The organism is Streptomyces finlayi (assembly GCF_014216315.1).
GTDB lineage: Bacteria > Actinomycetota > Actinomycetes > Streptomycetales > Streptomycetaceae > Streptomyces > Streptomyces finlayi_A.
Window position 1 is genome coordinate 1,391,205 of record NZ_CP045702.1, and the last position, 23,447, is coordinate 1,414,651.

19 protein-coding genes are annotated in these 23,447 nt (G+C 71.6%); 8 read left to right on the forward strand and 11 right to left on the reverse strand.

Annotated elements, in window-relative coordinates; all coding sequences use genetic code 11:
* Positions 1-281 precede the first annotated feature (281 nt).
* The 9 genes from F0344_RS06420 to F0344_RS06460 form a co-directional block, all read right to left on the reverse strand.
* A complete protein-coding gene (locus tag F0344_RS06420; protein ID WP_185297856.1) occupies positions 282-1,007 on the reverse strand; it encodes a CBS domain-containing protein in 726 nt (241 codons plus the stop codon).
* Positions 1,004-2,191, reverse strand: a complete 1,188-nt coding sequence (locus tag F0344_RS06425) for a universal stress protein (RefSeq protein ID WP_374940066.1) — start codon at positions 2,189-2,191, stop codon at positions 1,004-1,006. The genes F0344_RS06420 and F0344_RS06425 overlap by 4 nt, the downstream gene beginning before the upstream one ends.
* 17 nt (positions 2,192-2,208) lie before the next feature.
* Positions 2,209-2,622: a hypothetical protein gene (locus F0344_RS06430; RefSeq protein ID WP_185297857.1), complete on the reverse strand. Its 414-nt coding sequence runs from the start codon at positions 2,620-2,622 to the stop codon at positions 2,209-2,211.
* Positions 2,603-3,340, reverse strand: coding sequence for a pyruvate formate-lyase-activating protein (pflA, locus tag F0344_RS06435; protein ID WP_185297858.1), 738 nt, complete (start codon positions 3,338-3,340; stop codon positions 2,603-2,605). Before pflA ends, F0344_RS06430 begins: the two co-directional genes overlap by 20 nt.
* Positions 3,337-5,595, reverse strand: coding sequence for a formate C-acetyltransferase (gene pflB, locus F0344_RS06440; protein WP_185297859.1), 2,259 nt, complete (start codon positions 5,593-5,595; stop codon positions 3,337-3,339). The genes pflA and pflB overlap by 4 nt, the downstream gene beginning before the upstream one ends.
* A 324-nt stretch (positions 5,596-5,919) precedes the next feature.
* Positions 5,920-6,366 carry a hypothetical protein gene (locus F0344_RS06445; protein WP_185297860.1) on the reverse strand — a complete coding sequence of 149 codons (447 nt, stop codon included), beginning with the start codon at positions 6,364-6,366 and terminating at the stop codon, positions 5,920-5,922.
* Entirely contained in the window at positions 6,366-9,014 is a 2,649-nt protein-coding gene (locus tag F0344_RS06450; protein ID WP_185297861.1) for a multicopper oxidase domain-containing protein, read from the reverse strand. The genes F0344_RS06445 and F0344_RS06450 overlap by 1 nt, the downstream gene beginning before the upstream one ends.
* Positions 9,011-9,412 (reverse strand): hypothetical protein, encoded by a 402-nt coding sequence (locus tag F0344_RS35500; RefSeq protein WP_185303029.1) that lies wholly within the window; start codon positions 9,410-9,412, stop codon positions 9,011-9,013. Before F0344_RS35500 ends, F0344_RS06450 begins: the two co-directional genes overlap by 4 nt.
* A gap of 96 nt (positions 9,413-9,508) precedes the next feature.
* On the reverse strand, positions 9,509-10,339 hold the full coding sequence (locus tag F0344_RS06460; RefSeq protein ID WP_185297862.1) for a DUF2249 domain-containing protein: 831 nt from the start codon (positions 10,337-10,339) through the stop codon (positions 9,509-9,511).
* Between the two features lie 397 nt (positions 10,340-10,736).
* Between F0344_RS06460 and F0344_RS06465 the strand changes: the two genes are divergently transcribed.
* The 5 genes from F0344_RS06465 to F0344_RS06485 are packed head-to-tail and all read left to right on the forward strand — an operon-like array spanning position 10,737 to position 18,168.
* Complete coding sequence (locus tag F0344_RS06465; RefSeq protein WP_185297863.1) at positions 10,737-14,435, forward strand: nitrate reductase subunit alpha; 3,699 nt, start codon at positions 10,737-10,739, stop codon at positions 14,433-14,435.
* A 1-nt stretch (position 14,436) separates the two neighbouring features.
* Positions 14,437-15,969, forward strand: a complete 1,533-nt coding sequence (gene narH, locus F0344_RS06470) for a nitrate reductase subunit beta (protein ID WP_185297864.1) — start codon at positions 14,437-14,439, stop codon at positions 15,967-15,969.
* Entirely contained in the window at positions 15,966-16,763 is a 798-nt protein-coding gene (gene narJ / locus F0344_RS06475) for a nitrate reductase molybdenum cofactor assembly chaperone (protein WP_185297865.1), read from the forward strand. Before narH ends, narJ begins: the two co-directional genes overlap by 4 nt.
* Positions 16,760-17,527, forward strand: coding sequence for a respiratory nitrate reductase subunit gamma (narI, locus tag F0344_RS06480; protein ID WP_185297866.1), 768 nt, complete (start codon positions 16,760-16,762; stop codon positions 17,525-17,527). The genes narJ and narI overlap by 4 nt, the downstream gene beginning before the upstream one ends.
* Positions 17,528-17,532: 5 nt before the next feature.
* Entirely contained in the window at positions 17,533-18,168 is a 636-nt protein-coding gene (locus F0344_RS06485; protein WP_258049712.1) for a vitamin K epoxide reductase family protein, read from the forward strand.
* A 137-nt stretch (positions 18,169-18,305) separates the two neighbouring features.
* Here the strand turns inward: F0344_RS06485 and F0344_RS06490 are convergent, their stop codons facing one another.
* Both F0344_RS06490 and F0344_RS06495 read right to left on the reverse strand, forming a co-directional pair.
* Positions 18,306-18,638 carry a cupin domain-containing protein gene (locus F0344_RS06490; protein WP_185297867.1) on the reverse strand — a complete coding sequence of 111 codons (333 nt, stop codon included), beginning with the start codon at positions 18,636-18,638 and terminating at the stop codon, positions 18,306-18,308.
* A 398-nt stretch (positions 18,639-19,036) separates the two neighbouring features.
* The gene (locus F0344_RS06495; RefSeq protein ID WP_185297868.1) at positions 19,037-19,681 is read right to left on the reverse strand and encodes a CBS domain-containing protein; all 645 of its coding nucleotides are present in this window, start codon (positions 19,679-19,681) and stop codon (positions 19,037-19,039) included.
* Between the two features lie 459 nt (positions 19,682-20,140).
* Between F0344_RS06495 and F0344_RS06500 the strand changes: the two genes are divergently transcribed.
* From F0344_RS06500 to F0344_RS06510, 3 genes are all read left to right on the forward strand, one after another.
* Positions 20,141-21,127 carry an Acg family FMN-binding oxidoreductase gene (locus F0344_RS06500; RefSeq protein WP_185297869.1) on the forward strand — a complete coding sequence of 329 codons (987 nt, stop codon included), beginning with the start codon at positions 20,141-20,143 and terminating at the stop codon, positions 21,125-21,127.
* 316 nt (positions 21,128-21,443) lie between these two features.
* Positions 21,444-22,712 carry an MFS transporter gene (locus F0344_RS06505; RefSeq protein WP_374940143.1) on the forward strand — a complete coding sequence of 423 codons (1,269 nt, stop codon included), beginning with the start codon at positions 21,444-21,446 and terminating at the stop codon, positions 22,710-22,712.
* Positions 22,713-22,759: 47 nt separating this feature from the next.
* On the forward strand, positions 22,760-23,236 hold the full coding sequence (locus F0344_RS06510; RefSeq protein ID WP_185297870.1) for a hemerythrin domain-containing protein: 477 nt from the start codon (positions 22,760-22,762) through the stop codon (positions 23,234-23,236).
* Positions 23,237-23,447 lie beyond the last annotated feature (211 nt).

Genomic DNA, 23,447 nt, shown 5'->3' on the forward strand with positions numbered 1-23,447 from the left:
CCTCGGTCTCTCCCAGCCTGGCTTTCGCCACCCCTCCCCGGCAGAGCCGACAGGTCCGCGCCGCAGTGCCACCCGTACCCGTGCCAGGCGCGTGCGCGAGGACCACCGGCCTGCCGGTGAGGGCCGGTCGGCCCACAACCACCAGGGGCTCCGCGAGGGTTGGACAGGCAAGCACGAAAAGCGTTACCAGGAACTCTTCTTCGCGTCGCGCCCCTGGAACTCCCCCGCCGCCGAGGGACCTTGACGGCTCGCACGGCCACGCTCGTGAACCGCCGGTGCCGTCACCGCGGCCAGTCGTTCGCGGCCCCGTGCGGCACACTCGTGCCCAGGTCGGACCGGGAGTCGTCGAAGCGGTGGGTGAGTCGGTTCACGACGTCGACGACTCCGTCGGTCTTGCGGGTCATGGCCACGGCGATCTCGGTCTCACTCCTGCGTTCCACCTGGCCCTGCAACGTGACGACGCCTTCGGTCACTGTGACGTCGATGCTGCCGGGGACAAGCCACAGTCCGCGCTCCAGCACCTCGTGGATCACCGACTCGCGGATCTCCGCGTCCGGGCGCAGGAAGACGCGCAGCAGATCATGCCGGGTGACGATGCCGACCAGGCGGTCTTCCTCGTCGATCACCGGGAGCCGGTTCACCCGGTGCTGAACCATGGTGCGGGCGGCCTCCACGACGGTGTCCTCGGCGCGCACACTGACGGCGGGGGCGGTCATCAGCCCGTCCGCCGTACGAGCCCGTGCCTTCGCCGTCCGTCGGCGGGCCCGGGGCAGCACCTGCGCGACGCGGAACCGCGGGGGCAACTCGTAGGCGAGTGGCGTCGCGGCCTGGTGGAACATCAGGTCCGTCTCGGAGACGACGCCGATGACGTGTTCCTCATCGTCCACCACGGGCAGTCCGCTGACGCGGTGTTCGGAGAGCAGCCTGGCAACGGTCTTGAAGGGGGTGCCGCACTCGGCGCGGACCACCTCGGTGGTCATCACGGCACCGATCTTCTGGTCCCTCATGTCTGTTCCTCCTCAGCTCGGTCGGCGCGGACAGGAGCCCTGCGGCCGGCGTGGCAGCAGGGGTGTCCGCGCGTCTCATACAGTGCCTCCGCAGGAGGCGGAAGGCCGGGTCGTAGCCGGGCCCGACGGGGTGTGCGGGTCCATGGCCGTTCCTGACAGCCGGTGGCGCACCTGCCCCGGCGGCGAACGGCCCGGTGTCGTGGACTGCGAGCGGCTGAACGGCTGAACGGCACACCCGGTGATGAGCCCTTCGGAGCGTGGCCGCGGGGTCCTGGCGCGTCAGTCGTGTGCGACGACGCGACTGGCGCGATGGCGTGGTGCATGGCCGCGTGGGCCACGGCACCGATGTGCGCGCCGAAGGGGCTGCGGCGCACGCGTCGGCCCACCACGACGAGGGAGGCGTCGCGGGAGGCGTCGATCAGGATGGCGGCGGGGCTGCCGAGCCGGGACACCTCGGTCACCTCCACCTCCGGGTACTTCTCCCGCCACGGCAGCAGCACTTCGCTGAGTGCCGTGGCCTGCTCCCGGATGACGTCCTCGCGGAGGTCTACACCGGCGGCCAGGCCGTACGCGTAGGAGGACGGCAGGTTCCAGCCCGTGGCGACGGTCAGCACGGCCCCGCGGCGCCGTGCCTCCTCGAAAGCAAAGGTGATCACCGAGTCGTCGGGACTGCCGGTGTCCAGGCCCAGGACCACGGGTCGGAAGCCGGTGGCGGCGGAAGGGATGCCGGCGGAGTCCTTGACGTGTTCGTCAGCGGCCTGTTCACCCGCTCGGACGAGGACCACGGGCACCTCGGCGCGGGCGACCACCGGCTGGCCGACCGACCCGACCAGGAAACCCGTGAGGCCACCCAGTGCGCGGGAACCCAGCACCAGCAGTTCCGCGTCGCGCGCGGCGTCGAGCAGGACCTCGACCGGAGCTCCCGTCCGCTGCTCGGTTCTCACCTCGACGCCGGGGTGACGCAGCATCAGGCTCTCCGCGGCTTCCCGGGGGATCCTCTCGGTCCAGTGCTGATGCGTCTCGGCGCCGAGAAGCGGAGCCTGGGCCATGTGATCCGGCACCGGCTGCCACACGTGGAGCAGCCGTACCGGCAGCTCACGCAGCGCCGCTTCGCGGGCCGCCCACTCAGCTGCTGCCCGGCTCTCGAGGGAGCCGTCGAGTCCTACGGTGATCGTGCGGGCCATGCTGCCCACCTCCTGTGTCATTCGGTCTGCTCCCAGCGTGTCTTGCGACGGCCGCCCGGGGCAGGGACCGCTGGTCCCGGAGGAGAGCCGACGGTCCCTTCGCCGCGCGGCTCGGCCGCGCGGACGGTGGAGGGCGACGTGCGGTCGTGGACCGCCCGGTCCGCCGACAGCACGCGCCGTGCACCCTGCCCTCCCTGGCTCTCCGGTTCCATGTCGCCGCCGAGCCTTCCGTGCCCGTTCCGCCGTGCCGGCCAGGCCGCCGCGGCGGCCTGGCCGGGATGCCGACGCCGTCGCTCCGTCGCGACGGCGGCCTGCTGGGCGAGGACCTGGAGCGGCTCGGTCTCCTGCGCGGTGAACTCCCGGCCGCCCAGATGAAGGGGATGCCGGGGAAGGTGTTCTCTTTCGCCTGCGTCAATGGGCCACGAGCCCACGCTCGCGGAACTGACCCCGTACCCGGTCCACCAGCGCCGGGTCGGGAACCGGAGTGTCGCGCAAGGGGAAGGGGATGCCCAGCGCGTCGTACTTGGCGGCGCCGAGCTTGTGGAACGGAAGGACGTCGACCCGCTCCACGCAGCCCAGGCCCGAGAGGAACGCGGCGAGTCCGTCGATGGCGGACTCGTCGTCGGTCCAGCCGGGCACCAGGACGTACCTGATCCACACCCGCTTGCCCAGCCGCTCGAGACGGGTCACGAAGCTGAGAGTGGGAGCGAGTGCGCCGCCGGTCAGCTTCTCGTAGGTGGTGATGTCGAAGGACTTGATGTCGAGGAGCACCAGATCGGTGTCGGCGAGGAGCTCGTCCGAGGCCCGGGCACCCAGGAGGCCGGAGGTGTCGAGGGCCGTGTGCAGACCGGCCTCCTTGCAGCGGCGCAGGAGCGTCCCGGTGAAGGCCGACTGGAGCAGGGGTTCACCACCGGTGAGGGTGACCCCGCCCCCGGCCGTGGTGATGAAGCCCCGGTACTTGCCGATCTCCGCCATCATCTCGTCGACGGTGGCCTCCCGCCCGTCGCGCATGTGCCAGGTGTCGGGATTGGCGCAGTACAGGCAGCGCAGCGGGCAGCCGCTCACGAACAGCACGAACCGGGTCCCGGGACCGTCCACGCCGGTGGACAGGTCCCAGGAGTGGATCCGGCCTGTGGTCACGTTGCTCACAGTGCTCCGTGGAAGGTGCGGCTGATCACGTCGAGCTGCTGCTCGCGGGTCAGGCGGACGAAGTTCACCGCGTATCCGGAGACCCTGATGGTGAGCTCGGGGTAGTTCTCCGGGTGCTCCATGGCGTCCTCCAGCACGGCCCGGTTCAGCACGTTGACGTTCATGTGGAAGCCGCCCGCGGCCACGTAGGCGTCGAGGATGCCGACCAGATGACCGGCGCGCTCCCCGGGGACGTGCCCCAGACCCTCCGGGGTGATCGTGGTGGTCAGGGAGATGCCGTCCCGTGCCGCCTCGTAGGGCAGTTTGGCCACCGAGAGGGCCGAGGCGGCGACTCCGTGCTTGTCGCGGCCGTTCATCGGGTTGGCGCCGGGAGCGAAGGGCTGTCCGGCTCGCCGGCCGTCAGGGGTGTTGCCGGTGTGCTTGCCGTACACGACGTTGGAGGTGATGGTCAGCACGGACTGGGTGTGCTCCGCGTCCCGGTAGGCGGGGTGCCGGCGCACCTTCGCCATGAACGACTCCACCAGCTCGACGGCGATGCTGTCGGCACGGTCGTCGTTGTTGCCGTACGCGGGGAACTCCCCCTCGGTACGGAAGTCGACGGCCAGTCCCGTCCGGTCGCGGAAGACTTTGACGCGTGCGTGCCTGACCGCGGACAGGCTGTCCGCGGCGACCGACAGACCGGCGATGCCGCAGGCCATGAAGCGGTGGACCGGATAGTCGTGCAGCGCCATCTCGATGCGCTCGTAGGCGTACTTGTCGTGCATGTAGTGGATGACGTTGAGCGCGTCGACGTACGTCTGCGCGAGCCAGTCCAGGACGCGGTCGTAGGCGGCCGACAGCTCGTCGTAGTCCAGGTACTCACCGGTCAGGGGCGGCATCTCGGGGGTGATCTGGTCGCCGGTCATCTCGTCCCGGCCACCGTTGACGGCATACAGCAGTGCCTTCGCGAGGTTGACGCGGGCTCCGAAGAACTGCATCTGCCTGCCCACCTCCATGGCGGAGACGCAGCAGGCGATCGCGGTGTCGTCGCCGGTGCGTTCGCGCATCAGGTCGTCCGACTCGTACTGGACGGCGCTGGTGTCGATGGACAACTGGGCGCAGAACTGCTTGAAGCCGTCCGGAAGCCGCGGCGACCACAGCACGGTGAGGTTCGGTTCCGGGGCGGGGCCGAGGTTGTAGAGCGTCTGCAGGAAGCGGAAGGAGGTTCGGGTGACCAGCGGGCGGCCGTCTGCGCCGACGCCGCCGATGGACTCCGTCACCCAGGTCGGGTCGCCGGAGAACAGCGAGTCGTACTCGGGGGTGCGCAGGAAGCGGACGATGCGGAGCTTGATGACGAAGTCGTCGATCAGTTCCTGGGCACGCGTCTCGTCGAGGAGTCCCTCGTCCAGGTCTCGCTGGAGGTAGACGTCCAGGAAGGTGGAGGTCCGGCCGAGCGACATCGCCGCGCCGTTCTGCTCCTTCACGGCGGCCAGGTAGCCGAGGTAGAGCCACTGCACGGCCTCGTGCGCGGTAGCCGCAGGACGGCTGACGTCACAGCCGTACGTCGCCGCCATGGCCGTCAGCTCGCCCAGTGCCCGGACCTGTTCGGCGAGTTCCTCCCGGTCACGGATGACGTCCGCGGTGGACGGCCTGGCGTCGAGGCCGGCACGTTCGGCACGCTTGGCCCCGATGAGCCGGTCGGTGCCGTAGAGGGCGACGCGCCGGTAGTCGCCGATGATCCGGCCGCGGCCGTAGGCGTCCGGCAGGCCGGTGATGATGCCGACCCTGCGGGCGGCGCGCATCGCCGGGGTGTAGGCGTCGAAGACGCCGGCGTTGTGGGTCTTGCGGTAGGTGTCGAACACCCTCGTCACGAACGGGTCGGGCTCGTAGCCGTACGCCTTCAGCCCGTTCTCCACCATGCGCAGGCCGCCGTTGGGCATGATCGCCCGCTTCAGCGGGGCGTCGGTCTGCAGGCCGACGATCAGCTCACGGTCGCGGTCGATCCAGCCAGGGGCGTGCGAGGTGATCGTGGAGGGGGTGGCGGTGTCCACGTCGAGGACTCCCCTGCGCCGCTCCTCGGGGAACAGCGCGCTGACCTTTTCCCATACCGCCCGTGTGCGGTCCGTGGCACCGGTCAGGAAGGAGGCGTCGCCTTCGTAGGGCGTGTAGTTGGCCTGGATGAAGTCACGCACGTCGATGCGCGCGCGCCAACCGCTCCCGGTGAACTGTCGCCAGGCGTCGGCGGTCCGGGGGACGGCTGTCACCGTCGTGGTCATCACAGGTCCTCTCGTCGGACGGTCTTGTCACTGCCGATGCTCGTCGTGCGGGCCGGTGGCGAGGAGTGCCGGACAGGGCACCGGGTGAGCCCCGTGCGGCCCCGATCGGCGGGACCTTCGGCCCCCCATGGGCAGATACGGGGCGCGGTGCGTCGAGCCGGTCAGCGGCAGTGTTCGATCCGGCGCCGAATGGACCTCCGGCACAGGGCGTAAGGGGCCGGGCGTAAGGGGCCGGGCGTAAGGAGCCGGGCGTAAGGGGCCGGGCGTAAGGAGCCGGGCGTAAGGAGCCGGGCGTAAGGAGCCGGGCCTCGTCGTGGCCGCTGGTCAGGTGGTGGGCAGGGCGGTGGCGAGCAGGACCACGCCGAGTGAGCCGACGAGGGAGACGACCGCCAGGGCGCGAGCCAGGTCGGCGCGGCCCCTGGCATGGGCGATGCCGTGGCAGGCCGCGGCGAGCATCACCACCACGAAGAGGGCGAGTTTGGTCGCCAGGGTCCGGCCGTAGCCGGGTTCTGCGAGGGAAGCCCAGGTCACTCCCCCGTGCCAGGCCATGGCCCAGCCGGTGGCCAGCTGTACGGGCAGGAACACCGTCCCGGTCAGCATGCCGAACCGGCGGCCGGCCGCGGCGGTGAAGCGGTCCTTGGCTTCCGGGGCGAGCAGATGGCGGGCGAGCGGCAGGACGACAAGGGAGAGGGCCAGCTGGCCGCCGACCCACAGGGCGGCGCCTGCCACATGCGCGAACCGTACGAGGGACCACCAGCCGACGGTGTCCACTACTTGCGCACCTCCACCATGCCGTGCGCGCCTGCTTCGGCGTGGCGCATGTCGTGGTCGACGAAGGCGTAGTGGCCGGCACCGGGGAATGTCGTCTCGACGAATCCGCCCTGCGCCGGAGCGAGGTCCAGGACCTGTGCGCCGCCCGGCTGACCCGGTTCCAGGAGATGGGCTCCTTCCTTGTACACGGTGTCGAACACGGTGCCGACGATGTGGAAGGCGATTGGGTCGCTGGGCCCCGCGGCGACCACCCAGAAGCGGGCCCGCTCACCGGCCTTCACCTTCAAGGGCTGCTGGGCGTACTGGTTGGCCACGCCGTTGAACGCCCATGCGTCCGGGGTGTTCTCCCGCATCTTCGCCACCTGGGCGGTGCTGCCGGGGGTACCGAGGTAGAGCGCGGAGGAGACCAGCAGGTACTCGTGGTCCACCTCCGCCAGGCCGGGTGGGTCGATGACGACGGCGCCGTACATCCCGTTGCCGATGTGCTGGAGCATCGGTGTGGTGCTGCAGTGGTACAACCACGCTCCGGCCTTCTCGGCGCGGAAGCGGTAGACGAGTCGTTCGCCCGGGTCGAGGGTGCGCATGGGCCTGTCGGGGGCGAGGGCGCCGGCATGGAAGTCGATGCCGTGGCCCATGCCGGTGTCGTCGTTGACGAGCGTGATCTCGAAGACGTCGCCGACCTTGCCGCGCAGGGTGGGGCCGGGTGCGGTGCCGCCGAAGGTCCACATCTGCTGCCTCACGCCCGGAGCCACTTCGACCATGGTGTGCGCGGCGCGCAGTTCGGATGTGTGGACCGTCCCGCCGGGCGCGGGCGCCAGATCGGCGTCGCGTGCCCGCCAGCCGGTGGAGAAGTCCGCGGAGAGGTCCAGGCCGGTGCTGTCGGCGGCCGATGCGTGTCCCTCGTGTTCGCCGCTGTCCTTCGCCGTGCCGTCGTGGCCCTTGACGACGATGTCCATCGTCATCCCGGCCGCCTTGTGACCTGGCAGGGTGCACCAGGCCTCACGGTTCCTGGTGACCGGTCCGACATCCAGCACGCGGGTGTCGCCCTGGGCGAGCATCGGGGTGGCGGGGCCGTCCGCCACCTTGAGGTCGTGACGCCGGGCGTCGTCGTTGGTGACCTTCAGACGCAGGACGGTGCCTGCCGCGACCTCGATCCGGGCGGGGCGGACGCGCATGTCGGCGAGGGTGACGTCGACCGTGCGGGTCGCGGCGACGGCGCCGCCTCCCGTCGCGGAGGCGACCGCCGGTTCGTCGGTGTCCCCGCCGCTGTTGGCCACGAGCACAGCGAGAACGGTCAGGACGACGCCCGCGGCAGTGCCCCACACGGCGGGACGCCGTGACGCGCTGCCCGTGCCCGCGTCCCGCGAAGGTGCCCGGCCGCTGCGGACGAGGACGACCGTCGTCAGGACCAGGAACGTGGCGCCGGACAGAGCGGCCAGCAGCACGCCGGCCGTCGCGGCCGGGCCGGACAGCGGGAGCGCCGTGAGCGCGACACCGGTGTTGAGCGCCACCAGCCGTGGCAGCCGGCCCCGCTCCAGCACTGTCCGTACGGCCGCCCGGTCCTTGGGACCACTGCTGAGGACGACCGGCAGCAGATAGGTGAGCGCGCCGATCAGGATCTGCGCGACGAAGCCGATCAGCAGCACCGGGAGCAGAGCGTCGAACCCGGCCTGTGCTTCCGCGAGCGGCCGTGCGGCCAGCCATGCCAGATCCGTCGCCACCGCGATCAGCAGCCAGCAGGTGGCCGCGGCGATCATCCAGGCCGCCGCCGCGGAGACGGGCCGGCTGCCGCGTACGGTACGGACGAGGAGGTTGACGGCGAGGGCCGCTCCCCCGGCGTAGAGGGCGAGGCCCGCCGCGGCCGGCCGGCGGAGGCCGAGCGCCAGAGCGGCGACCGCCACCAGCAGTCCGCTGCCGGTGAGCCACAGCACCCACCGCGACACCTTCGTGGTGCGGTCCTTCATCCGTACGCCCAGCACGGTCGGCCACAGCATGAACAGCGTGCCCAGGACGGGCAGACCGATCCAGCCGAGCAGAGTGACGTGGATGTGGGCCAGGCGCAGCCCGGCGTACCGGTCGGGCCCCCCGGCACCGCCGGTGGCCAGCAACCCGCCGAGGACGGCACCCGCGATCAAGGCCGCCGTGGCCACCCGGTAGTAGGCGACGATCGGCTTGAGCCGCCCTCCGAGCGCACCCCGCCCGAGGCGGATCAGCATCACCAGATGTGCGACGGCCGCGGCCACCAGCAGCGTGGCGGAGACAGCGGTCAGCGCCGGCGACGCGGTCCACATCCCGACGATCAGCCCGGCCACGGCGAGGTTGGCGGTCCCGAGCCGGGCGGCACTCCATCGTGCGTCGGGGACCTTGGCGTGCAGCAGGGCGACGGCGAAGTGCTCGCTCCAGATCAGGATGGCCGTGGTGACTGCGCCGAGCAGGAACATGTGCACGGCCAGCCACCGGGCCACCGGCAACGTCCCCTGCGCCGCGACCGCGAGCAGGGCCGCCGCCAGCCATGCCACGACCAGGACGTGGGCGCGCAGATGCCGGGCCTTCACACGCGAGGCCCTGAACCTGTTCGGGTACGTACCGGGCTCACTCCCGTTCCCGTTCCCGGTGCCGGTGGGCGGCCGGGCCTCGATGCTGGTCATGCCACTCCTTGACGTCGGGGCGAACCCTCGCCGGCGTTCTGGTGCGATGCGCTGCCGGCCGTGTGTCCACGGACCGGCCGGCCCTCGGCGCCGCTGCCGCCGGACACCAGCGCGGCCAGTTCGCGCTGGTACGGGAAGGAGCCGGGGACGTATCCGCACCACGGCTCCTCGGCATACGGGTCACCGGTGAGGCCGTACGCCCGAGCGGGTTCCTGCCGCTGGGCGCCGGAAGCGTGCGCGAGACGCCGTTGACGGAGATCTACCGGGCTGTGTCCGGCCGCCCTGGAGTCAGGGCGGACGAGGCGGGCGGCCGGACGGTGACCGGGCCTGACCGTGCGCGGCAGCCATCGTCGGCGGCGGTGGAATCGGCCTCCAGGGTGGTCTGCGTCGTCGTGCACGGTTCCTTCTTTCCTCGTGTGCTGCGGGGAGGACGGTGCGGGCACGCTGGTCGATCAACGACGGCGCGCCGTCTGAAAGACGGGAACGGCTTCCGGTCAGCGGTGGCTGAGCCTCAGCCGCCAGACCTCGGGGCCGCGTTCCAGGTACTCCACCGAGAACGTGCCGGGGCCGCGCTGCTCGATCTGGGCGAGCAGCGGCAGGGGGTCGTGCGGGGCGACCAGCACCATGGCGGTGCCCGCCGGGACGGCGTCGAGCGCGCCGAAGACCGTCGCGTGGCGCAGGGCGTGCGGCACCTCCCGCACGTCCAGTTCGGGTTCGGCCTCCTCCTCCTCGTCACCGCAGCCGCAGACTCCCCCGCAACCGCCGGTCTCCTCGGCCCGTTCCCGCGGGTCCTGTCCTTCCTCGGTGTTCTGAGCCCCTTCGGTGCCCGTGGCAGGCACGTCCCTCGCGAGCCGGCGGTGCGTGTCCGCGAGCAGCTCGGCCAGGGAGACCTCGGGCGTGATGGCGAGCAGGGGCAGCACGAGGCCGTTCTCCTTGGCCACGTGCTCCTCGAAGAGCACCTGCAGGGCCCTGGCGTCGGCCGCCGCGCCCGCCGGGCCGGATGCGGTGCGCAGGGCGTCGACGAGGGCGGTGAGGCAACGGTGTTCGCCGATCAGGCCCTCGATGAGCAGACGGGCCTCGGGCATGCCGTGGGCCACGGGGTAGAGCACGGCTTCCTCGGCCGCGGCGTGCGGCAGCAGCGAGCGGTCGCAGAAGGTGACGAGACCGGCGTGGATCTTCTCGGCGGCGCCCGGGTCGCGGTCCACGGCCGTGAGCAGCATCGTGACGCGTCCGGCCAGTTCCCCGGCCAGCCGGGCGTGGTGTGCCTCGGCGGCTTCGAGAGCCGTGGCGTCCTTGGGGTCCGAGGCGAGGGTGAGCACGCTCATGGTCGTGTCTCCAGCAGGTCGGGCCGGCGCGGCCGGCCGATGCGGGTGGGCTGGCATTCCGGTACCGACTCGCGGGGCGGATGCCGCGTCCGGCCGCAGAGAGCGGCCGGACGCTCGACCGAACCGGGTGCCCACGCGCCGTACGCGCCGCACCCGCGGCAGCCGGGGACGGGGAATTCGGCCGCCGGACGGGCACGGAACGCGGTGGCGCGGACGGGCACCTGCGGTTCGGTCATTGGCCAGCATGCACGCCAGGCACCGTGGGCTCGCTCGCCGACCGGACCCGGCACAGTGCCATTGGTCCCTGTTACGCCCGGCCAGATGGGGCCGGACGGTCATCCGGCAGGGACCGCCAGCCCAGGCACTCCCATGCCCGCGGCCCATAGCGTTCCCTGTCATGGAGAACGAGCAGAACGCACGGCGCAAGGCGTCGCCCACCGGAGAAGGCTGGCCGCTGGCGGCCCGCAGACTGCTGACACGCCGCGAGGTGTCGGCCGACGGCCGGGCCGTGTTCGGCGAGGGCGACCCGAAGTGGGAGAGTTTCTACCGGGACCGGTGGGCCCACGACAAGGTGGTGCGTTCCACGCACGGGGTCAACTGCACCGGGTCCTGTTCGTGGATGGTGTACGTCAAGGACGGCATCATCACGTGGGAGCACCAGGCCACCGACTACCCGTCCATCGGCACGGACTGCCCCGAGTACGAGCCCCGCGGCTGCCCGCGCGGGGCGTCGTTCTCCTGGTACACCTACTCGCCCAGCAGGGTCCGCTACCCGTACGTGCGCGGCGCGTTGCTGAAACTGTGGCGTGAGGCCCGCAAGCGCCTCGGTGACCCGGTGGCGGCCTGGGCCGAGATCACCGGCGACCCGGCCAAGGCCCGCGCGTACAAGCGGGCCCGCGGGAAGGGCGGCCTGGTGCGCGCCGGCTGGGAGGAGGTCAGCGAGCTGATCGCCGCCGCCCAGGTGCACACCGTGAAGGAGTACGGCCCCGACCGCGTCGCCGGCTTCTCTCCGATCCCCGCGATGTCCATGGCGTCGTTCGCGGCCGGGGCGAGGTTCCACTCGCTGATCGGCGGCACCCTGCTGTCCTTCTACGACTGGTACGCCGACCTGCCGATCGCCTCGCCGCAGGTGTTCGGCGACCAGACCGACGTGCCGGAGTCCGCTGACTGGTGGAACGCCGGCTATCTGATCATGTGGGGCTCCAACATCCCCGTGACCCGTACGCCGGACGCGCACTTCATGACCGAGACCCGTTACAACGGCACCAAGGTCGTCGCGGTCAGCCCCGACTACGCCGACAACGTCAAGCACGCCGACGAGTGGATGGCCCCGCACCCCGGCACGGACGGGGCGCTGGCGATGGCCATGGGCCACGTGATCCTGCGCGAGTTCCTCGTCGACCGCGAGGTCCCCTACTTCCAGGACTACATGCGGAAGTTCACCGACGCGCCGTTCCTGGTGACCCTGCGCGAACACGAGCACGGTCTCGTCCCCGACGGGTTCCTGACGGCGGCCGACCTGGGCCACGAGGAGGAGAACGCCCACTCCAAGACCGTTCTCCTCGACTCGGCCACCGGCGAACCGGTCGTGCCGAACGGCTCGCTCGGCTTCCGGTGGGGGGAGACGGGCGAGGGCCGCTGGAACCTCGACCTCGGCGAGGTGATACCCGAACTGACGCTGCTGGAGCGGGCGGAGGAGACGGCCGAGGTGGCACTGCCCCGTTTCGACGAGGGCGCCACCGAGGGTGGTTCCACCATGCTGCGCGGGGTGCCGGTGCGCCGGGTCGCGGGGCGGCTGGTCACCACGGTCTTCGACCTGATGCTGGCCCAGTACGGTGTCGTACGCCCCGGGCTGCCGGGCAGCTGGCCCACCGGGTACGACGACGCGAGCCAGCCGTACACCCCGGCCTGGCAGGAGACGATCACCTCGGTCCCGGCGGTGCAGGCGGCGCGGATCGGCCGCGAGTTCGCCCGCAACGCGGAGCGCACCCAGGGCCGTTCGATGATCGCGATGGGTGCGGGCACCAACCACTGGTTCCACTCCGACACCATCTACCGGGCGTTCCTGGCGCTGACGACGATGACGGGCTGCCAGGGCGTCAACGGTGGGGGCTGGGCGCACTACGTCGGGCAGGAGAAGGTGCGCCCGGTCACCGGGCAGCAGCACCTGTCGTTCGCCTTCGACTGGCAGCGGCCCACGCGGCACATGGCGGGCACGTCGTACTGGTACCTCAACTCCGACCAGTGGCGCTACGAGGCGTTCGGACCGGATGAGCTGGCCTCGCCGCTCGGCAGCGGCCGGTTCAAGGGCAAGGCGTTCGCGGACACTCTCGCGCAGGCCGTGCGGCTGGGCTGGACGCCCGGCCACCCCGGTTTCAACCGCAACCCCCTCGATGTGACGGACGAGGCAGCCGCCGCGGGCCGGCCGGTCGCGGAGCACATCGTCGACGAACTCAAGTCCGGCAGGCTGCGGTTCGCTGTCGAGGACCCGGACGACCCGGCGAACTTCCCCCGCGTGCTGACCGTGTGGCGGGCCAACCTGCTGGGCTCCTCCGGCAAGGGCAACGAGTACTTCCTGCGGCACCTGCTGGGCACCGACGCGGCCGTACGCTCCGAGGAGACCCCGCCCGAGGGGCGCCCGAAGGACGTGGTGTGGCGGGACGAGGCCCCCGAGGGCAAGCTCGACCTGCTGGTCACGATGGACTTCCGGATGACCTCCACCGGCCTGCTCTCCGACGTCGTCCTGCCGGCCGCGACCTGGTACGAGAAGGACGACCTGTCCAGCACGGACATGCACCCCTTCGTGCACGCCTTCACCCCGGCCATCGCCCCGCCCTGGCAGGCCCGCACCGACTACGACACCTTCCTGACCATGGCCGACAAGTTCAGCGAGCTGGCCGCCGAGCACCTGGGCACCCGTACCGACGTCATCGCCGTGCCGCTGCTGCACGACACCCCCGACGAACTCGCCCAGCCCGGCGGGACCGTACGGGACTGGAAGAACGGCGAGTGCGAGCCGATCCCCGGGCGCACCATGCCGAAGCTCGTCGTCATCGAACGGGACTACGCGGCCGTGGCGCAGAAGATGCGCGCCATCGGCCCGCTGCTGGACACCCTGGGCACCACCACCAAGGGCGTCACCGTCCACCCGAACCAGGAGATCGACGAGCTGCGGCGTCACAACGGCGCCGTCAGGGAAGGGATCGCCGCCGGACGGCCCTCCCTCGCCACCGCCTCCGACATGTGCGAGGCGATCCTCGCCCTGTCCGGCACCACCAACGGGCGCCTGGCCACCGAGGGCTTCCGGGAGCTGGAGCGGCAGACCGGCAGCAAGGGCCTGGTGGAACTGGCCTCCGAACGCGAGGCCGAGCGCATCACCTTCGCCGACACCCGCACCCAGCCGCGCGCGGTCATCACCTCGTACGAATGGTCGGGCTCGGAGACGGGCGGGCGCCGCTACTCACCGTTCGTCATCAACACCGAGCACAAGAAGCCCTGGCACACGCTCACCGGCCGCCAGCACTTCTTCGTCCAGCACGACTGGATCGCCGAACTGGGCGAGCAACTCCCCGTCTACCGACCTCCGTTGAACTCGCCACGGCACTACGGCGACGAGCACCTGCACGACAGCGGGCGCGCCGAGGTCACCGTCCGCTACCTGACCCCGCACTCCAAGTGGTCCATCCACTCGAACTACCAGGACAACAAGTACATGCTCGACCTGTCCCGCGGCGGCCCGACGATCTGGATGTCCACCGAGGACGCCGAGAAGATCGGCGTCAAGGACAACGAGTGGATCGAGGCGTACAACCGCAACGGCGTCGTCGCCGCCCGCGCCGTGGTCACCCATCGCATGCCCGAGGGCACCGTCTACATGCACCACGCCCAGGACCGCAACGTGAACGTCCCGAAGACCGAGGTCAGCGGCAAGCGGGGCGGCATCCACAACTCCCTCACCCGCCTCCTGCTCAAGCCCACGCATCTCGCGGGCGGCTACGCCCAGTTCACTTACGCCTTCAACTACTACGGCCCGACCGGCAACCAGCGCGACGAGGTCACCGTCATCCGCCGCCGCAGCCAGCAAGTGGAGTACTGACATGCGCGTCATGGCACAGATCGCAATGGTGATGAACCTCGACAAGTGCATCGGCTGCCACACCTGCTCGGTCACCTGCAAGCAGACGTGGACCAACCGCACCGGCGTCGAGTACGCCTGGTTCAACAACGTCGAGACCAAGCCCGGCGTCGGCTACCCGCGCCGCTACGAGGACCAGGAGCACTGGAAGGGCGGCTGGATGCTCGACAAGCGCGGGCGTCTCGTCCTGCGCTCCGGGGGGAGGGTCAAGCGGCTCCTCTCGCTCTTCTCCAACCCCGACCTGCCGTCCATCGAGGACTACTACGAGCCGGTCACCTACGACTACGACAACCTCGTCAACGCCCCGGCGGGCAAGGACATGCCCGTGGCCCGCCCCCGTTCCGTCCTCACCGGCAAGCCCACCGCCATCACCTGGGGCGCGAACTGGGAGGACGGCCTCGGCGGGGCTCCCGAGAACGCCGGCGGCGACCCGAACCTGACCGGCGAGTGGGCCGAGAAGGTGAAGTTCGAGTTCGAGCAGACCTTCCTCTTCCACCTGCCGCGGCTGTGCGAGCACTGCCTCAACCCGGCCTGCGTGTCGGCCTGTCCGTCCGGGGCCATGTACAAGCGGGTCGAGGACGGCATCGTCCTGGTCGACCAGGACAAGTGCCGCGGCTGGCGGATGTGCGTGACGGCGTGCCCGTACAAGAAGGTGTACGTCAACCACGTCACCGGCAAGGCCGAGAAGTGCACCTTCTGCTTCCCGCGCATCGAGGCCGGCCAGCCCACCGTCTGCTCCGAGACCTGCGTCGGACGGCTGCGCTACCTCGGCCTGCTGCTCTACGACGCCGACCGGGTCGGCGAGGCCGCCGCCACTCCCGACGAGAAGGACCTCCTGGACGCACAGCGCGGGGTCTTCCTCGACCCGCGCGACCCCGACGTGATCGCGGCGGCACGGGAAGCCGGGATCCCCGAGGACTGGCTGGACGCGGCCCGCCGCTCCCCGGTGTACGACCTCGTCATGCGGTACAAGGTCGCGCTGCCGCTCCACCCGGAATACCGCACCCTGCCCATGGTCTGGTACGTACCGCCGCTCTCCCCCGTCCTGGACGCCGTCGACGCCGCGGGCGGAAACCAGGACGACCCCGACCACGTCTTCGCCGCCGTCACCCGGCTGCGCATCCCACTGGAGTACCTGGCGGAGCTGTTCAGCGCCGGGGACGCCGACGTGGTCGCCGGAGTGCTGATGAAACTCACAGCCCTGCGCTCCTACATGCGCGAGCGCACCCTCGGCGAGGACGGCGACGAAGCCGTGCTCAAGGCCGTCGGCCTCACCGCCCAGGAGGCCACCGACCTGCACCGCCTGCTCGCCATCGCCAAGTACGAGGACCGCTACGTCGTCCCCGCCGCCCACAAGGAGGACGCCGCCGCGCTGACCGCCATGGAGGAGCGCTGCCCCGTCGAATCCTCCGGCGAGCCCGCGGAGGCCGGTGGCCGACGGGTGATGCTCGGCATCCCCACCCTGCGCCGCAAGACCACCGGAGGTCACGCGTGAGCCCGCTGCCCGCAAGCGTTCCCGCCCTCGTCCGCACCCGCATCCGGGCGGCCGTTCGCCGCCCGGCCCGGCTCTCGCCCGAGGAGACACAGGAGCGCGCCCTGCTGCTGCGGCTCTGCTCGCTGCTGCTGCAGTATCCGGACGACGAACTCGCCGCTTCCGCACCGGGGTTGGCGGCCACCATCGAGGCGCTGGCGCCCTCGCCCGCCGCCGGGCACCTGGCCGACTTCACCACCTGGCTCACGGGCCAGGAGACGGACGCCGTCGAGCGGCACTACGTCGAGACGTTCGACCTGCGCCGCAGGAGCAGCCTCTACCTCACCTACTACCTGCACGGCGACACCCGCCGCCGCGGCATGGCCCTGCTCACGTTGAACCAGCGCTACCGCGCCACCGGCTGGGACATCGAAGGGGGTGAACTGCCCGACCACCTCCCGGTCGTGCTGGAGTTCGCCGCTCTGATGGGCCCAGGCGGCGGCGAAGCACCGCTGCGCCAGCACCGGCGGGGGCTGGAGCTGATCCACCGGGCGCTGACCGACGCCGAATCGCCGTACCGGCACGTCATGACCGCGCTGCTCACCCTGCTGCCGCCGCCCACCGACGCGGACCGCGCGGCGGTGGCCCAGCTCGTCGCCGAGGGACCGCCGGACGAGGAAGTCGGCCTCGATCCCTACGGGACGTACGGGGAGGGGGAGTTCGCCCCTCCGGGCACCTTCGTGCCGCCGATGGCCGCTCCGCCGACCCGTGTGCCGCCCGCCGATCCGACCACCACCCGTATGGAAGGCACCCGATGAACGCCGTATCCCCGTCCCCGTCGGCCGCGGCGGCGGTGAGCGGCACCGACCTCCTGCTGTGGGTCGCCGTCCCCTACGTCTGCCTCGCGGTGTTCGTCGTCGGGCACGTCTGGCGCTACCGCCAGGATCAGTTCGGCTGGACCACCCACACCAGCCAACTCCTCGAACACCGCTGGCTGCGCTGGGGCAGCCCGCTGTTCCACCTCGGCGCCTTCATGGTGATCGCCGGCCATGTCGTGGGACTCGCCGTCCCCGACTCGTGGACCGAGGCGGTCGGCATCTCCGAGCACGCCTACCACACCACCGCCGTCTGGGCGGGCTCCGTGGCGGGCGTCGCCATGGTCGCCGGGCTGGGCATGCTGTGCGCCCGCCGGCTGCTGAACCGCACGATCCGCCTCGGCACCGACCGCAGCGACAAGCTCCTCTTCCCCCTGCTGTCGGCGACCGTCCTGCTCGGCATCACCGCGACCGCCGCCCACAACGTCTTCGGCGCCGGCTACGACTACCGCTCCACCGTCTCCGTATGGTTCCGCGGCCTGTTCGTCCTCCAGCCACAGCCCGAGGCGATCGTCGGGGCACCCCTGCTGTTCCAGCTGCACGCCCTGACCGCCTTCCTCCTCTTCGCCGCCTGGCCGTTCACCCGGCTGGTGCACGTGTGGAGCGCCCCGATCGGGTACCTCGCCAGGCCCTATCTCGTCTACCGCAGGCGGGCCGCACCGGCAGCGGCTCCGGGCCGATCGCGCTCGGCGTCCGGCTCCCGGTGAGCCGCGTGAAGCACGGGCCCGCACTCGCCCCGGACGCCGCGACCGGCCGGCGCGCGGGCCCGGTCGGAGCGAGCCGCCGAACGGGCCTGGTCATGCTCCTCACCGGGATCGTCGGCTGGCTCGCTTCCTTCCAGCTCACCGTGGACGACTGGCACCTCCTGAAGGACCCGTCCTACCGGCCGCCCTGCAACATCAGCCCGGTCGTGAGCTGCGGCAGCGTCATGTCCAGCCCGCAGGGCAGCCTGTTCGGCTTCCCCAACATGCTGCTCGGACTGGGTGCCTTCGCCGCCGTGGCCGCCCTCGGCGTGGCCGTGCTCTGCGGGGCGCGCCTGCACCGGCGGCTCTGGCTCGCACTGAACGCCGGGGCGCTGGTGGCAGTGGTGTTCGTCCACTGGCTGATCTGGCAGTCGCTCTACGAGCTCAACAAGCTGTGCCCCTACTGCGCCGTCGTCTGGGTGGTCACCATCGCCCTGTTCTGGTACCTCATGGTCCACTGCGTGGAACGGGGCATCGTCCGCGTGCCCCGTGGTGCGCTGGCGGTCGTACGGGACACGCACTGGATGCTGCTCGGCGCCTGGTACGGGGTCATCGCGATGCTGGTCCTCACCCGATTCTGGACGTACTGGAGCAGCCTGCTGTAACCGGCCGGGGCAGCACAGCGCCGGGGACCGGCCGGCGTGGTGAGCGGCTGCGCGTACGATCCGCGGTTCGCCGGTGACGGTGGGCAGGCCGGACCCGCCCACCACGGCGTGGTCATGTGCCGGCGAGCGGTTGGGCGTCAGCCGTGTTTGGCGACGGTGAGCAGCACCGCCGCGTCCTCGATCGCGTACAGACCGTGGCGGGCGTCGGGGATGGTGAGCAGGTCGCCGTTCCGGCCTTCCCAGGAGGTGTCCCCGCTGGTGAGCCGGACGCGCCCGCGCAGCACCAGCAGGGTCGCTTCGCCGGGGTTCTCGTGTTCGGCGAGCGAGGTGCCGGCGGTGAACGCGAGGACGGTCTGGCGCAGGACGTGTTCGTGGCCGCCGTAGACGGTGGTGGCGCTGCGGCCGGTGGAGACGGCGGCGGCGCGTTCCATGTGCTCGCGGGCGAGGGCGTCGAGTGAGAGCTTCTGCATGGTTCCCAGTCTCCATGGTTCCGCGGATGTGAGGGGGATCTTCGGCGAACCGTGCGAGTGGTGGCAGGCGAAATGCCGCTGCGGCGCCGACTGCGCGGCGGGGAGTCCGCAGGTCACATCTCGACGACCATGCCGCGCGTAGCGGATGCGCCGGCCGCCCTCACTCGTCCGAATTCACCCAGCCGTGATCACTGTCACCGGCCCCCGCGAGCCCGGCATGATCCAAAGGAAAGACCCTAGGTTCTGTCTGGAGTTCCAGCGCGGGAGAAGGAGCGGCGTCCGGTGCCGTCGAATCCAAGGCGGAGGAGGGAGCGATGGCGGAGCCCTCGCGACTGACGACAACGCCGGAGGCGGCGGTGCCGGACGCCGCGACGCCGCGGGGGAACTCCAGACAGGACCTAGCCCGCCGGCGCGGTGGAGAGGTGGGCGTCCACGTCGACGACACCATCGACGCCTTGGCACAGACCCACGACCACCGGCACGAGACGCGGTGCCGGGACGTGACCCCGAAGGGTGACGACACCTTCCCGGACCTCGACGGCGACGGTGCCCTCAGCCAGGTCGAGGATGCGCACCAGGACGTCCTGCTCCACCTCGCCGCGGATCTCGGCGTCGGAGCGGATGAAGGCGTCGAGCAGGTCGCTGCGGGTGACGATGCCGGTGAGGAGGTCGTCGTCGCCGACCACCGGTAGCTGCTTGACGTGCCGACTGCGCAGTTCCCGCGCGGCCCGGGGGATCGTCCAGTCGGCGCGGGCGGTGAAGACGGGGCTGCTCATGAGCGCGCCCGCGGTCCGTGCCCGCGCCTTGCTCCAGGCGTGTTCGTCGGTCCCGTTCTGCCCCTGCGGCTCGGGCGTGCCGGTCTCGTGCCGCAGTACGTCGGACGCCGACACGACGCCGACCGGGGCGCCGTCGTCGTCCAGGACCGGCGCCGCGACGATGTCGTTCGCGTCCAGCAGGGCGGCGGCCTCCCGGAGTGGTGTGCTGGGGCGGAGGGTGAGGACCTCCTTGGTCATCATGTCTCCGACCGTACGGCGGTGCAGCATGGCATCGGCCTCCTTCGCTGTGCGGCGGGGCGTCCGCGGTCGGACCGCCCGGCCGGAGCACGCGCGGTACGTCGGCTCGTACACGCCGTCTTCCCTACCCATGACAACACCGCACCGCTCCGGCAACCAGTGGCGTTCGGCCTGGCGGGGAGGGCCGAGGGTCCCCACGGCCGGGGTCGCGGCCGCACGGGCGGGAACCGCGGACGCCGTGCGCGCGGCCCTGCGCCTGCCGACGGGGTGATCAGCCACCCCATCCGGTCCGTGTGTGCAGCGTCATCGGGCTGCGGACCTCGGCCGCTGACACGCGGCATCCCACCCGGCTCCGGGCCGATCGCCCTCGGCGGCGGCGCCGGTTCGAGGCCGTATGGCGGGCTGGAAGGGGCCGGTCAACCCTCTCCCGAGCGGGGGTCCCTACGCAGAGTGGGCGAGACGGGATGAGCTTCGCAGAGGAGATCCACCATGCAGACCCGGAAAGTCGACGCCACAGCCGTCCAGTCCCTGTTGACCGCCGCGGTGGCCGCGCCGTCGATCCACAACACGCAGCCCTGGCGTTTCGGCCTGGACCCGGACAGCCGGTCGGTCGAGGTCCGCGCCGACTTCGGACGGCCGCTGCCGATGACCGATCCCGACCTGCGCGCCCAGCACCTTTCGGTGGGCGCGGCCCTCTTCAACCTCCGGGTCGCCGCAGCGCACCTGGGCTGGGAACCCGTCGTCCGGCTGCTGCCCGCCCCGGACGATCCCGATCTGCTGGCCACCGTGCGACTGTCCGGGTCCGCCGAGGACGGACCGGCGTCGCCGCGGCACCTGTACGAGGCCGTCGAGCGGCGTCACACCAGCCGCATGCCGTTCACCGGCCGTCCGGTGCCGGAACCGATCGTGGCGGAGATGATCAGCGCGGCACGGGCGGAGGGCGCGCATCTGGATGTGCCCGACATCGTGGGGACCCGGCGACTGCTGCGGTTGACCCGGACGGGCGAGGTCCGCAACGCGTCGCACCCGGGCCGCACGGACGAGGCACGCGGTTGGCTCACCGCCCCTGGACGCGGCACCGGCTACGGCATCCCCGTGACCGCGGTCGGGGCCTTGGACGCGTCCGGGCGGATGCCGATGCGGGACTTCACCGGCCGGCTGCCCGTGCCGCATCTTCCCGCCCTGCACTTCGAACGCCACGCGCAGGTGGCGCTGCTGTGGACGGCGTGGGACCGGCGGGAGGACTGGCTGCGTGCGGGTCAGGCTCTGCAGCATGTGCTGCTCACGGCGACCGCGTACGGGGTGCGGACCTCGATGCTGCATCAGGCGATGGAATGGATGGATCTGCGGACGGCGACGGGCGGATCACGCCAGCGGTGCTGCCCGCAGATACTGATCCGCTTCGGCTACGGCCCCGAGGGCGGGCGCACGCCCCGCGCGGCGGGCGCCCTGCCGCATCCCGCGCCCGGGACCTGACCCGGCAGCCTCCCGTGGGACGACCGCTCCTCGCGCACGACCGTGTCCGGTCAGCGGACGGCCGAGCCGCCGTTCCGAAGGAATCGCGCGAGCGATCCGGGGCACCGGTCCGAGGTGGAGGGCCGGCCGGACCGGAGTCGGGGACCGTCAGCCGCGCGGCAGGGACCCATGGCCCATGCCGCCCCAGTGACCCAGGGCCGACAGTGGCTGTGGGGTCGCCGAACCTCGGGCAAGAGGCCCGCGGTTCGCCTGCGGCCCCTGTCGCGGAACCACCGTGGGCAAGAGGGAAGGGACGGACAGCATGGTCCAGTCTTCGATGACGGAGAGCAACAGGACGGCCTCGGGTACGCCGGTGCCCGGCCGGGCCTGGCTGATGCTGGCCTTGGCCACTGTCGGTTTCGCCGTCAACTTCTGGGCGTGGGCGCTGCTCAGCCCGCTCGGCCCTCGGTTCAAGGACGGTCTCGACCTGTCGTCGTTCGAGCAGTCGTTGCTGGTGGCGGTGCCGGTCGTCGTCGGCTCCCTGGGCCGCATCCCGGTCGGCGCGCTGACCGACCGGTTCGGGGGACGCGTCATGTTCCCGATCGTGTCGGCGGCCACCATCGTGCCGGTGCTCTACCTCGGCCTGGCCGGACACTCCTCCCTCGCCGCCCTGCTCGTCGGCGGGTTCTTCCTCGGCATCGGCGGCACCGCCTTCGCTGTCGGCGTGCCCCTCGTCAACGCCTGGTTCCCGCCCGAGCGGCGCGGTCTTGCCATCGGCGTCTTCGGCGCGGGTATGGGCGGCACCGCCATCAGCGCCCTGACCACGGTGAAGCTGGTCGACGCCAACAGCATGTCCACGCCGTTCCTGATCACCGCAGGGGTCCTCGCGGTGTACGCCGTGGCTGCCGCGCTCCTGCTGCGTGACGCGCCCGGCCGCACGGTGCCGTCCGAGCCGCTGGCACGCCGCCTGGCCGCCACCGTCCGGCTGCCCATCACCCGGCAGGCGTCCGCACTGTACGCCGTCGCGTTCGGCGGCTACGTGGCCTTCTCCGTCTACCTGCCGACCTACCTCAAGACCGGCTACGGCCTCAGCCAGGCCGACGCGGCGAACCGCATGGCCGGGTTCGTTCTCCTCGCGGTGGCGATGCGCCCGTTCGGTGGCTGGCTGTCCGACCGGATCGGCCCGGTCCGGGTGCTGGCCGCCTCGCTGACCACGGTCGTGGCCGGTGCCGTCGCGCAGGCCTTCACCCCCGCTCTGGCGCCGGTGGGCACCATCGCCTTCCTGGCCATGGCCGCCGCACTCGGCGCCGGCAGCGGGGCGACCTTCGCCCTGGTGGCCCTGCGCACCCCGGCCGACCAGGTCGGCTCGGTGACCGGGGTGGTCGGCGCCGCAGGCGGACTGGGCGGATTCCTGCCACCGCTGGTGATGGGCTCGCTGTACGGGGCGTACGAGTCGTACGCGATCGGCCTCGTCCTGCTCGCGATCGTGTCCGCGGGAGCTCTGGCCTTCACCCTGACGGCCGTCCGCGCCCCTCATGCGGGCGGTGAGGGGAAGGCGCGCACCGGCCGACGGCGCGAGCCCCGCACCTCCGGCACCACCGCGTGAGTGCCGACGGCCCGGACCGACAGGAACGAAGGACAGGGAGAGAACCGGTGTGCGAGTACTGCGGCTGCCAGTCGCTGGCGTCGATAGACGAACTGACCCGTGAGCACGACGAGGTCGTCCGCCTGATAAGTCACCTTCACCCCGCCCGTCAGGACGGTGACGTCGCCCGGATGGCGCAGGTCGCCCGCGAGATCACCACGGTGCTCGCCCCGCACACCCGCGTCGAGGAGCACGGCCTGTTCCCCGCGATGGCGGTGGACTTCCCCGAACAGATCGCCGCCCTGGAGGCCGAGCACCGCCGCATCGAGGCGGTGCTCGCCGAGGCCTCCGACGGCGCGACGCCCTCGGACCCGGCCTGGCCGGACCGGCTCGTCGAGGCGATGGCCCTGCTGCGCGACCACATCCTCAAGGAGCAGGACGGCGTGTTCCCCGCCTCGCTTGCGACCCTGTCGACCGATCAGTGGGAAGCCGTCGAGGCGACACGCGCCGAAGCGGGCAGTGCCCTGACCCGGCCGGCCTACTGACCGACCGCCCCGGCCGGGCGGCCCCGATCGCTCCGGCCCGCCCGTTCACCGTTCCCCGTGCCCGACCGGACCTTCCGGCCGGGCACGGGGACGTTCGGCATGGTTCCGCGGAACCCCGAGGTAGCCGCTTCGGCTCGCGGAAGATCTCCATCAGCCGCATTTCGTCTGATCGCGGTGTGATGGTTGACCTTCCGGGGGGCCGCGGTCATAG